Origin of the sequence: Pseudothauera rhizosphaerae (genome assembly GCF_004801305.1) — a bacterium.
In the GTDB taxonomy this organism is placed as follows: domain Bacteria; phylum Pseudomonadota; class Gammaproteobacteria; order Burkholderiales; family Rhodocyclaceae; genus Pseudothauera; species Pseudothauera rhizosphaerae.
This window is the reverse complement of the sequence record NZ_SSOD01000013.1, coordinates 134999-146493: the sequence shown is the minus strand read 5'-3', so window position 1 is coordinate 146493 and position 11495 is coordinate 134999. Positions and strand designations below refer to the sequence as shown.

Here is an 11495-nt window from a genome sequence, read left to right as displayed (position 1 = left end):
CTGCTCATCGAAACGCTGCAGGACGTGAGCCGCTACACCAGCAAGCAATCGAGCTCGGGGCTCGACCTCTCCCTGTGCATCCCGCCGATCTGCTACGGCTCCTTCGTCCAGTCCGCCGCCTACACCAGCAGCAAACAGCAGATCAAGCACAACTACCGCTCGGCCGTCGGCCAGAGCGGCATCGCCGCCGGAGAAGGCGGCTTCGACATCACGGTACAAGGCGGCACCGAACTCGTGGGCGCGGCGATCACCAGCGCCGCCCCCGCGGAGCAGAACACCCTCACCACCGCGAGCCTCACCAGCCGCGACCTGGAGAACATCCAGAGCACGCAATCCTCCAGCAGCAGCGTGGGCTTCTCCTACGCCGCCGCCAATACGGCGACGACCAACCTCGCCCACAGCGCCACCAACACGCTCCTGCCCAACCTGGACGCCAACGCCGCCCTGCCGGAAGACCGGGACGAAACGAGCCAGACCCTGAGCGTGATCAGCCCGGCGAACATCACGCTCACCGGCACGGGTGACGAAACAAAGGACCAACAAAGCCAACGCACCGCCGAAGAACTCACCACCCGGGACCCATCCACGGCCAACCAGAGCCTGACCAACGCGCTCACCCTGCAACAGGCCCAGGTGCTGGAGCAGGACATCCGGGAACACCGGGAGAACCAGGAAGCGGCCAAGCTCGTCGGCGCGGTGCTGGCCGGTGCCGTGGGGGATCTGGCAAAGAAGTACGACTGGGAAGAAGGCTCACCCCAGAAGCTCGCCCTGCATGGTCTCGTCGGGCTGATCTCGGCCAAGGTGGGCGACGGCAATCTCGCCGCGGGTGCCCTGGCCGGTGCCGGACAGGAACTGCTCGCCAAGGAACTGTCCGCCTACCTCAAGGAAAACGGCTACGACTACAACGAGGCGGGCATCAGTTCGGAAGAAGCGGTCAAGCGCAAGGCCGAACACGACAGCCTGCTGCAACTGGGGGCCGCGCTGGCCGGCGCGGCGGTCGGCACGCTGGCCGGGGATACCCAGGGGGCGGCCACTGGGGCCAGTACGGCCTTCGTGGGGGTGACGAACAACTATCTCTCCCACGCCGAAAACGAAGAGCGCCGTAAGGCGGCCCGCGCTTGCGCAGACGGAGATGAGGCCGCCTGCAAGACCCGCGACGAATGGAATGCGCTCGACCAGAGACGCGACACCGAACTGCGGGACGCCTGCTACGCCAATGGCAGCAGCGCCGAATGCTCGGTGAAGTACGCCGAAATGTTGGTGGCGCTGGATAGCTACAGCGGCAAAGGAGATGCGGAGTACGTAAAAGACCTGAAGGCCGGTCTGGAGAAGTACACGGCCCTTGCGGAACGGGAAAGCTTCAAGAACGTCATCAACGTACCGCACTACGATGAGCAGGCCATTGCCTTAGTGGCGGACGTAATCAGGTTCACCGGCAATCTGGCACTCGATCTGACGCCGGGCGTCGGTGACGCCAAAGCTGTCGCGGAAGCCGAAGCCAAATTCGATTACGCGCTGGCGATCATCGGGGCGCTCGGCCCGGTGGGCGACGGTGCCAAGGCTCTCATCAAGGAGGCCAAGGCGCTTTATGAGGCTGGCGAGACCGTCAAGGCGGTTGAGAAGATCGCCGAGGTAAATCGTGGGCTTATCAATGAAAGTAATCACTTAGTCAAAAAATACGTAGATGACATCGAAATCCAGACGGGTTATCGACTTGGGGATGTCCAACGAAGTGCACTGGCCACAGAGGTCAGAAATGTGGATCATTCTGTCACGTTAACACCAGCAGAAAACGCGATACTACGCGGTGAGTTTAATAGCCAAAGGGCGAAACTGATAGCTGAATGGGAGCAGCAGACAGGGCAAAAGTGGCCGACCGTAGAGGTTAGTCGTAACGGGCAAGTTACAACCCAGCTTGCACAGGCGCATCATGTTATTCCAGTTTCAAATGGAGGGCCAGCCGCATGGTGGAACATAATTCCAGCTACACAAGCACAACACACGGCAATACACAAAGGCCCACTAAAAGATCTGCAGTCTGGAGTTCAATGATATGTATGAATTTATGCGCCATTTAAAACGCGATCCAGAGTCCAATAAAATTATTGGGTTGCATGAGAATTTCTTTCTTCCTGTCGGTTTGTCAGAAATTAACGAAGCAGAAAATTCCTTAAATATTGCTTTCCCCGCTGAACTTAGGCAGTTCTATATGGAAGTAGGATGGGGGCAGTTGCAAACGGGAAACAGCGGAGCAGTAGCAGACTATAATTACATTGCAAGTCCACGAGAAATTGTAGCAATTATTGATGGTGCCTCAGAATGGCTAATGCCGTATAGCCAAATAGAGGCACAGACATTGCCTTTTCTTCAACGTGATGTTGATCTTTTTCTATGTCTTCATCCCAATAGCGATAATCCAAATGCAGTCTATTGGATGTGGGGTGAAAAAATGTCTAACGGTGGAAGAATTTGCGATTCGCTGGTTGGATTTTTCCGGAGATTGGTTGACGATCCAAACTGGTTCAATCTTCCCAACCCGTAACGCAGTACCTACCAGCAATGCGCGACCGGGAAATGCGGCGAAATCGGTGACGAGGGCGGCCACCTGATTGCGTCCAGCCTGGGCGGCGCAGGTGACAAGATCAACATCGTGCCGCAAGCTTCGACCCTGAACCGCGGCGACTGGAAAGCGATGGAGAACGAGTTGCGTGATGCGCTCAAGGCCGGCAAGGAGGTGAGCGTGAAGATCGAGGTGGGGTATCCGGTCGGCAGTGGGGTGAGGCCGAATGAATTCAAAGTATTTGCAACTGTAGACGGGAAAATAATTCCATACAGATTTATTCAGTGAGGGAATATGCAATTCGATAATGTTGAGGGCGCATATAACGCACTTGCTAAGTATGTGTTGGCATTTATTGGAAAGCGCGCATGGGATTCTGCAGGCTGCAACATTAGTATGCTTGCGAAAATGGCAAGAGGGTCCCAGTGGCTGTTTTTTAAAGGAGACATCGACGAGCATGGTGGTTTTGAAGAAGATCAAGCAGCGCTTTGGGAAGGTTTAGACGCTGCGCTCTTTCTCCGCGACACTCTTCTGAAGACGACTGGTCATCGCATCTGGGGCTTAACGTTCACGCTCTACCCGAGCGGAAAATTCAACATCGAGTATGACTACGACAAACCGGAGGGCTACGAAGAGACCGATGAATTGATCTCGGGAGAAGAAATCAATCGGTCGCTTGGTCAGTTGGGAACGTCCGAGGAGGAGTGAAACGGCCAAAGGGGCCGTAGTCATTTGATTTCCGAAGAGATCAGGCTTGCCGCGCAGCGCGACATCCACCTGCAAGCGGCGGCCAACACCAGCACGCTGCGCAACACCAACAAAAGCAGCAGCGCCGGGGTCGGCGTCACCTTCGGCTTCGGTCAGCAGACCGGCTTCTCGATCCAGCTCAACGCCGGGCAGGCCAAAGGCCGGGCCAACGGCACGGAAACCGTGTGGGACAACACCCTCATCACCGCCACCGACAGCCTCACGGTCCAGAGCGGGCGCGACACCACCCTGAAGGGCGCGCAGCTCGCGGGCGACACCGTGCTCATGAACATCGGCGGCGATCTGCTCATCGAAACGCTGCAAGACATGAGCCGCTACGCCAGCAAGCAATCGAGCTCGGGACTCGATCTGTACAGATCAAGAATTCACCTGACACCCAATCGAGGTTAGTGCCAGGTGAATACCGCATGGCCACGCCGTTCCTTCCGTAGCGAACGCGCGCTTTGCGTGGACCGGTCTTGCCCTCAGTGATTGAGGATCTGCCCCAGGAACGTCTTGGTGCGTTCGTTCTTCGGATTGGAGAAGAACTCTTCCGGCGGGGCCTGTTCGATGATCTCGCCGCGGTCCATGAAGATGACGCGGTCGGCCACGGTGCGGGCGAAGCCCATTTCGTGGGTGACGCACAGCATGGTCATGCCGCTTTCGGCGAGCTGGATCATGGTGTCGAGCACTTCCTTGACCATCTCGGGGTCCAGGGCGGAAGTGGGTTCGTCGAACAGCATGATCTTGGGCTTCATGCACAGGGCGCGGGCGATGGCCACGCGCTGCTGCTGGCCGCCGGAGAGCTGGCCGGGGTACTTGGCGGCCTGCTCGGGGATGCGCACGCGCTCCAGGTAGTGCATGGCGACCTCTTCCGCTTCGCGCTTGGGCATGTTGCGCACCCACATGGGCGCCAGCGTGCAGTTCTGCAGCACGGTGAGGTGGGGGAAGAGGTTGAAGTGCTGGAACACCATGCCGACTTCGCGGCGGATGGCTTCGATGTGCTTGAGGTCGGAGGTGAGTTCCACGTCATCGACGACGATCCTGCCCTGCTGGTGCTCCTCCAGCCGGTTGATGCAGCGGATGGTGGTGGACTTGCCGGAGCCGGAGGGGCCGCACAGCACGATACGTTCACCCTGGCGCACGGAGAGGTTGATGTCCTTCAGTACGTGGAACTCCCCGTACCACTTGTTGACGCCCTGCAGCTCGATCATGAGTTTGTCGCCCAGGGTGTGGTTCTTTGCGTTGTCAGTCATTTTTCGACGCGTTCCTATCGTTTGTGCCCGGTGTGCAGGCGGCGTTCGAGCCGCATCGAGTAGCGCGACATGCCGAAGCAGAAGATCCAGTACACCGCCGCGGCGAAGACGTAGCCTTCGGTGGCGAAGCCCAGCCAGGCGGGGTCGACGGTGGCCTGGTGGATGCTGTTGAAGAGGTCGAAGAGGCCGATGATGATGACCAGGCTGGTGTCCTTGAACAGCGCGATGAAGGTGTTCACGATGCCGGGGATCACCAGCTTGAGCGCCTGCGGCAGGATCACCAGGCCCATCATGCGCCAGTAGCCCAGGCCGAGTGCGCCGGCCGCCTCGTACTGGCCCTTGGGGATGGCCTGCAGGCCGCCGCGCACCACTTCGGCGATGTAGGCGGCCTCGAACAGGGTGACCGCGATCAGCGCGCGCAGCAGCTTGTCGATGCTGATCTGCTCGGGCAGGAACAGCGGCAGCATCACCGAGGACATGAACAGCACGGTGATCAGCGGCACGCCGCGCCAGAACTCGATGAAGGTGACGCAGATGACGCGGATGGCCGGCATGTGCGAGCGCCGCCCGAGGGCCAGCAGGATGCCCAGCGGCATGGCGCCGGCGATGCCCACCACGGCGATCACCAGGGTCAGCATCAGGCCGCCCCACTGGCTGGTTTCGACGATCTGCAGGCCGAGCCCGCCGTGCAGCAGCCAGAATGCCAGCCAGGGGTATACCAGCAGGTAGCCGATGGCGTAGATCCAGCGCCTGGGCATGGCGCGCACGAAGATCGGCACCGCGCCGAGCACGGCCGCCAGTACGGTGAGGTCTACCCGCCAGCGCTGCGAGAGCGGGTAGAAGCCGTACATGAACTGCTGCAGGCGGTTCTGGATGAACACCCAGCAGGCGCCGTCCGCCGTGCAGTCCTCGCGCGTGGTGCCGCTCCAGTTGGCGTCGAGGACGGCCCATTGGATCACCGGCGGCACCATCAGCCAGATCAGGTAGACGGCCAGCACGGTCAGCGCCGTGTTGAACCCGTTGGAGAACAGGTTGGCGCGCAGCCAGCCCAGCACACCGACCGACAGGGTCGGCGGCGGCAGATCGGGTTTGAAGACGTGTGTGCTCATCGGCTTACCGCTCCACCAGCGCGATGCGCTTGTTGTACCAGTTCATCAGCAGCGAGATGGACAGGCTGATCGCCAGGTACACCGACATGGTGATGGCGATGGTTTCGATGGCCTGGCCGGTCTGGTTGAGCACCGTGCCGGCGAACAGCGCCACGAGGTCGGGGTAGCCGATGGCAGCCGCCAGCGAGGAGTTCTTGACCAGGTTCAGATACTGGCTGGTGAGTGGCGGGATGATCACGCGCATGGCCTGCGGAATGATCACCAGGCGCAGGATCGGCCCCGGGCGCAGGCCCAGCGAGCGCGCCGCCTCGGTCTGGCCGTGGCTCACGGCCTGGATGCCGGAGCGCACGATCTCGGCGATGAAGGCTGCGGTGTAGATCGACAGCGCCAGCGTGATGGCCACCAGTTCCGGGATCACCACCCAGCCGCCGCGGAAGTTGAAGCCGGTGAGCGTGGGCACGCTCCACGTGAACGGGCTGCCGGCCACGAGGGCGGCGAGCACGGGCAGGGCGACGAGGAGGGCGAGACAGGTGATGAGCACCGGGAAGCGCTGGCCGGTGGCTTCGCGCCGCTGGCGCGCCCAGCGCGCGACGGCCACGCAGCCCGCCACGGCGATCGCCAGTGCGACGAGGAAGGCCCAGAAGCCGTCCGCCGCGGCGGGCGCGGGCAGGTAGAGGCCGCGGATGTTGAGGAAGAGGGCCTCGCCGAGGGCGTGGCTGTCGCGCGGCGGCGGCATGGCGCGCAGCACCGCGAAGTACCAGAAGAAGATCTGCAGCAGCGGCGGGATGTTGCGGAAGATCTCGATGTACAGCGCGGCCAGCCGGCTGATCAGCCAGTTGGGCGACAGGCGCGATACGCCGACGACGAAGCCGATGATGGTGGCGATGATGATGCCCAGCACCGACACCAGCAGGGTGTTGAGCAGGCCGACGAGGAAGACCCGGCCGTAGGTATCGCCCTCCGTGTAGTCGATGAGCGACTGCAGGATGCCGAAGCCCGCCGGATTGTTGAGAAAGGCGAAACCCGAAGTGATGCCGCGCTGCGCGAGATTGCTCTGCGTGTTGTGGAACAGGTACCAGCCGACGGCCACCACGGTGGCGACGGCGAGTATCTGGAACGCCCAGGCGCGGATCTTCGGGTCGGTCAGCATCGAGCCGCGCACGGACGGCCCGGTTACCGGTTTCTGCATGACAGATCCCGTAAAAGACGTGGGGAGGTTGAAAAAACGCCACCGCCCTCAGGCGGTGGCGTGTAGCGCTCTCAGCGTACCGGCGGGGCGTACTGGAGGCCGCCCTTGCTCCACAGGGCGTTCAGGCCGCGGGCGATCTTGAGCTCGCTGCCCTGGCCCACGTTGCGTTCGAACATCTCGCCGTAGTTGCCCACCTGCTTGATGATCTTGACCGCCCAGTCCTTGGGCACGCGCAGATCCTTGCCGTACTCGCCCTCGGCGCCGAGCAGGCGGCGCACGTCCGGGTTCTTGGAGGTCTTGGCCAGGTCTTCCACGTTGGCCGAGGTCACGCCCAGCTCTTCGGCGTTGACCTGGGCGAACAGCGCCCAGCGCACGATGGCGAACCATTCGTCGTCACCGCGGCGCACCACCGGGCCCAGCGGTTCCTTGGAGATCACTTCCGGCAGCACGACGTAGTCGTCCGGGACGGCCAGCTTGATGCGCTGCGCATAGAGCTGGGACTGGTCGGAAGTCAGCACGTCACAGCGGCCGGCTTCCAGGGCCTTCGCCGATTCGTCCGACTTGTCGTAGGTGATCGGGGTGTACTTCATGCCGTTGGCGCGGAAGTAGTCCGACAGGTTGAGTTCGGTGGTGGTGCCGGCCTGGATGCACACCGCGGCGCCGTCCAGTTCCTTGGCGCTCTTCACGCCCAGCTTCTTGTTCACCAGGAAACCCTGGCCGTCGTAGTAGGTCACGCCGGCGAAGCTCAGGCCCATGCCCGCATCGCGTGAACTGGTCCAGGTGGTGTTGCGCGACAGGATGTCGACCTCGCCCGACTGCAGCGCGGTGAAGCGTTCCTTGGCGGTCAGCGGGGTGAAGCGCACCTTGCTGGCGTCGCCGAACACGGCGGCTGCCACCGCGCGGCAGACGTCCACGTCGATCCCCAGGTAGGCGCCCCTGGCGTCGGTGTAGGAGAAACCGGGCAGGCCGTCACTGACGCCGCACTGCACGAAACCCTTCTTGGTGACGGTGTCCAGCGTGGTGCCGGCGCTGGCCTGGGTGGACAGGCCGAAAGCGGCGACGGCAATGGCGGACGCCAACGTGGTTTTGAGAAGTTTCATTGATACCTCCAAGTGTGATCGACAGCAATGGAAGAGCGGGCCGCGATGACGGACGGGTCGTCCCCGCACGGCCGGTAAACCTGCGATCCGGATCGATCGCCAAGCTGCGGAAATCGAGTATTCGCCCGAAAAACCGCGTATGCAATGCCTCTAGGGAAATCCCTAATCGGTGCGAACGGTGCCCGGAGTATGCCGGGCAGGAAGCCTGTAAGCAGAACCCGTGCCAATATGATGCGGCGCAATGAATCGCCATGAATATCGGCTTTCCAGGCCTGCCGCGCCCTGCGGTGGGGCGGTCGGGCACCGCATTGGTGCACGATGCTGCGGCTGCGCACCGCTTCGTGACGCGCATATGTCGTTCGTGGAACCCGGCGCAGCAGGAAAAAGGGCCGCGCAGGTCTGCCCTGCGCGGCCCTCGTCGGGGTGCATCCACGGATGGATCACTTCATCTCGGAGATCGCCTCGTAAGTGTCGCCGCTGACCTTGAAGAAGGCGTAGGCGCCCGGCACGTCGCCGGCCTGGTCGAACTCGTGGTCGCCCGCGGCGCCCTTGTAGTCGATGTCCTTGCCTTCCGCGATCAGCTTCTTGGCCTTGGCCCATTCGCCCGGCAGGACGGGTTCGCCCGGCGCCGAAGCCACCTCGCGCAGGGCCTGGGACAGCTTGGCCTTGTCGCCGCCCGCCTTCTCGATGGCGAGTGCGACCAGGAAGGCCGCGTCGTAGGAGGTGGTGGTGAAGATCGCATCCGGGTTGCCGCCCGCGGCCGAGAAGGCCTTGCGGAAGAGGTCCAGGGCCGCGGAGGCCTCGCCCACCGGAGCGGAGGAGAAGAAGGTGGTGAGGTTCTGCGCACCGATCGACTTGATGACCGCCTCGGACTTCATGCCGTCGGCGCCGATGTAGGTCTTGAAGAAGCCGTTCTCCAGCGCCTGGCGCAGGATGGTCAGACCGGTGCCGTCGCCGTAGTCGAAGAGCACCAGCGTGTCGGCGCCGCCGCGGGCGAGCTGGGCGAGGTCGGAACGGTAGGAGGCCTTGCCGTCCTCGTGCCCGGAATAGCCGGCGATGACGCCGCCACCGGCCTCGAACTCGGCCCGGAAGGCTTCGGCCAGGCCCTTGCCGTAGTCGTTGTTGAGGTAGGCCACCGCCACCTTGGTGGTGCCGCGCGCCTTCAGCGTGCGCGCCAGCGCCCGGCCCTGGTAGTCGTCTGAGGACACGGTGCGGAACACCAGATCCTTGTCGTTGAGCTTGGTGATCTCGGGCGAGGTGCCCGACGGGGTGACCAGCAGCACGCCGGCCGGGACCGTCACCGAGTTGGCGGCAGCCAGCACCGCGCCCGAGCAGTGCGGGCCGACGGTGGCGATCACGCGGTCGATGTTCACCGCCTTGGTGGCCGCGTCGGTGGCGTTCTGCGGGTTGCAGGCGCTGTCGCCGACGACGATCTCCAGCTTGCCGCCCTTGAGGATGCCGCCCTGCTCGTTGACCTGGGCGATCGCCAGGCGCGAGGCGTCCAGCATGGATGGCGCCATGGCCGCGATGGGGCCGGAGATGCCGCCCAGCAGGCCGATACGGACGTTCTGCGCGTGGGCCGGGGCGGCCAGCAGAGCGGCGCCCAGCAGCGACCCGGCGAAAGCTGCGATGGTCTTCTTGTTCACTGTCGTCACCTCCTGAAAGTGCCGGTGGGCACGGGGTTGAAATGGACTTGTCTGCGTACGGCCTGCGGTTATTTGCGCGGCAGCGAGGTGCCGTACTGGCGCTCGGGCAGTATACCTTCCGGCCGGAAGCGCAGTACGAGCTGCAGGGTCAGGCCGATGATGAACACGCGGACATATTTCGCCTGGATGGCAATCTCGGTCGGCAGGCGATCGGTGAGCAGTTCGGACACCGACCAGATGATCCAGATTAGCGCAGCGCCGAGGATGGCGCCGCGGTTGTTGCCCGAGCCGCCCAGGATCAGCATGATCCAGATCAGGAAGGTGGCGATCATGGGGTCGATGGCCTCGGGCGTGATCGAGCGGTTGAAATGCACGAACAGCGCGCCGGCCAGGCCCATCAGCGCGGAGCCGAAGACGAAGGCCTGCAGGCGGCGTTCGGCCACGCGCTTGCCCATGGCCGCGGCGGCGTTCTCGTTGTCGCGGATGGCGCGCATCATGCGCCCCCAGGGCGCGCGCAACTGGCGTTCCACCAGCAGGTAGGCGGCCAGCACGAGCACGACGACGAGGGCCAGGTAGGCCAGTTGCGACTGCATGTAGGGCAGGTCGCCGAAGGGGCGCGGCACGCCGGTGACGCCGCGCACGCCGCCGGTGAGCCAGCCTTCGGTGCGGATCACCAGGCGGATGATCTCGGCCACGCCGATGGTGGCGATGGCGAGGTAGTCGGAGCGGAAGCGCAGGCAGATCTTGCCGATGGGCCAGGCGATGGCCGCGGCCATCAGCATGGACGCCGCCCAGCCCACGAGCAGCGGCAGCTCGAAACCGCCCAGGCGGTGGTCTGCGGGAAGGCTGGTGAGGATGGCGGAAGTGTAGGCGCCGATGGCGAAGAAGCCCGCGATGCCCGCGTTGAACAGCCCGGTGAAGCCCCACTGGATGTTCAGGCCCAGCGCCAGCAAGGCGTAGATGCCGATCAGGATGGCTATGAAGACCGCGTAGTTGGCGAGGCCGATCAGGTCCATGGTTACAGCACCTTACCGTTGAGCAGCCCGCGCGGGCGGACCAGCAGGATGAGCAGCAGCAGCGCGAAGGCGGTGGCGGCCTTGTACTGCGCGGGCAGGATGAACACCGACAGCTCCTCGGCCACCCCCACCACCAGCCCGCCCAGCACCGCACCCTGCACGCGGCCCACGCCCCCCAGGATGGCGGCGGCGAACATGGGCAGCAGCAGGTGCCAGCCCATCATGGAATGGACCTCGGTGTTGATGCCGAGCATGAAGCCGGCGGCCGCGCACAGGGCGCCGACGATGGCCCAGGTGAGCATGGTCACCTTGCGGTTGTCCACGCCGGACAGGCGCGCCAGATCCGGGTTGTCCGACATGGCGCGCATGGCCTTGCCCCACTTGGACCTGCGCAGGAAGAGTTCCAGGCCGACCACGATCAGCGCCACCGCGCCGAGGGTGTACAGCTCGCGCGGGCGCAGCAGGATGCCGAAGTAATCGTTCGGGCGCACGATGCCGCTGGCGTAGGTGGTGGGGTCCACGCCCCACACCACCTGCACCACCGAGCGCAGCATCAGTGCCACGCCGAGCGAAGCCATCACGGTGACGATCTTCGGCCGTTTGGCGAGGTAGTCGTAGAAGGTGCGATCCACGCCGATGGCGATCGCCGCGGTAATGATCATCGCCAGCGGCAGCGCCGCCCACGGGTTCATGCCGGTACCCACCAGGGCCAGCGCGACGAAGGCGCCCAGCGTGGTCATGTCGCCGTGGGCGAAGTGGGCGAAGCGCAGGATGCCGAACACCAGCGTGATGCCGATGGCGCCCACCGCGTAGATGGCGCCCAGCACGATGCCCGGCACCAGGTAGAAGTTGAGGAAGTCGAGCAGGGTCAT

11 protein-coding genes and 1 pseudogene are annotated in these 11495 nt (G+C 63.6%); 5 read left to right on the top strand and 7 right to left on the bottom strand.

What is annotated here, in order from left to right:
• The 5 genes and pseudogenes from E6O51_RS15850 to E6O51_RS15830 all read left to right on the top strand — a co-directional run.
• Window positions 1–2052: HNH endonuclease signature motif containing protein (locus E6O51_RS15850; protein WP_136385977.1), on the top strand; the 2052-nt coding region annotated here is incomplete at its 5' end.
• A 1-nt stretch (window position 2053) separates the two neighbouring features.
• Window positions 2054–2542: an SMI1/KNR4 family protein gene (locus E6O51_RS15845; RefSeq protein WP_136385976.1), complete on the top strand. Its 489-nt coding sequence runs from the start codon at window positions 2054–2056 to the stop codon at window positions 2540–2542.
• Window positions 2543–2554: 12 nt separating this feature from the next.
• Window positions 2555–2848 (top strand): annotated as a pseudogene (locus tag E6O51_RS15840) (DNA/RNA non-specific endonuclease); the annotation flags it as partial.
• Window positions 2849–2854: 6 nt separating this feature from the next.
• Window positions 2855–3268 carry an antitoxin YezG family protein gene (locus E6O51_RS15835; protein ID WP_136385974.1) on the top strand — a complete coding sequence of 138 codons (414 nt, stop codon included), beginning with the start codon at window positions 2855–2857 and terminating at the stop codon, window positions 3266–3268.
• Between the two features lie 24 nt (window positions 3269–3292).
• Window positions 3293–3718, top strand: a complete 426-nt coding sequence (locus E6O51_RS15830; RefSeq protein ID WP_136385973.1) for a hemagglutinin repeat-containing protein — start codon at window positions 3293–3295, stop codon at window positions 3716–3718.
• Window positions 3719–3792: 74 nt separating this feature from the next.
• On the opposite strand, the gene E6O51_RS15825 is transcribed toward E6O51_RS15830, so the two are convergent.
• The 7 genes from E6O51_RS15825 to E6O51_RS15795 all read right to left on the bottom strand — a co-directional run bounded on the left by E6O51_RS15825 (window position 3793) and on the right by E6O51_RS15795 (window position 11495).
• Window positions 3793–4521: an amino acid ABC transporter ATP-binding protein gene (locus tag E6O51_RS15825; RefSeq protein WP_168735299.1), complete on the bottom strand. Its 729-nt coding sequence runs from the start codon at window positions 4519–4521 to the stop codon at window positions 3793–3795.
• 56 nt (window positions 4522–4577) lie between these two features.
• Window positions 4578–5672, bottom strand: a complete 1095-nt coding sequence (locus E6O51_RS15820) for an amino acid ABC transporter permease (RefSeq protein WP_136385971.1) — start codon at window positions 5670–5672, stop codon at window positions 4578–4580.
• A 4-nt stretch (window positions 5673–5676) separates the two neighbouring features.
• A complete protein-coding gene (locus E6O51_RS15815) occupies window positions 5677–6861 on the bottom strand; it encodes an amino acid ABC transporter permease (RefSeq protein WP_230976811.1) in 1185 nt (394 codons plus the stop codon).
• A 71-nt stretch (window positions 6862–6932) separates the two neighbouring features.
• On the bottom strand, window positions 6933–7961 hold the full coding sequence (locus E6O51_RS15810; RefSeq protein ID WP_136385970.1) for an amino acid ABC transporter substrate-binding protein: 1029 nt from the start codon (window positions 7959–7961) through the stop codon (window positions 6933–6935).
• Window positions 7962–8401: 440 nt separating this feature from the next.
• The gene (locus E6O51_RS15805; RefSeq protein WP_136385969.1) at window positions 8402–9607 is read right to left on the bottom strand and encodes an ABC transporter substrate-binding protein; all 1206 of its coding nucleotides are present in this window, start codon (window positions 9605–9607) and stop codon (window positions 8402–8404) included.
• Between the two features lie 68 nt (window positions 9608–9675).
• Window positions 9676–10623, bottom strand: coding sequence for a branched-chain amino acid ABC transporter permease (locus E6O51_RS15800; RefSeq protein WP_136385968.1), 948 nt, complete (start codon window positions 10621–10623; stop codon window positions 9676–9678).
• Between the two features lie 2 nt (window positions 10624–10625).
• Window positions 10626–11495: a branched-chain amino acid ABC transporter permease gene (locus tag E6O51_RS15795; protein WP_136385967.1), complete on the bottom strand. Its 870-nt coding sequence runs from the start codon at window positions 11493–11495 to the stop codon at window positions 10626–10628.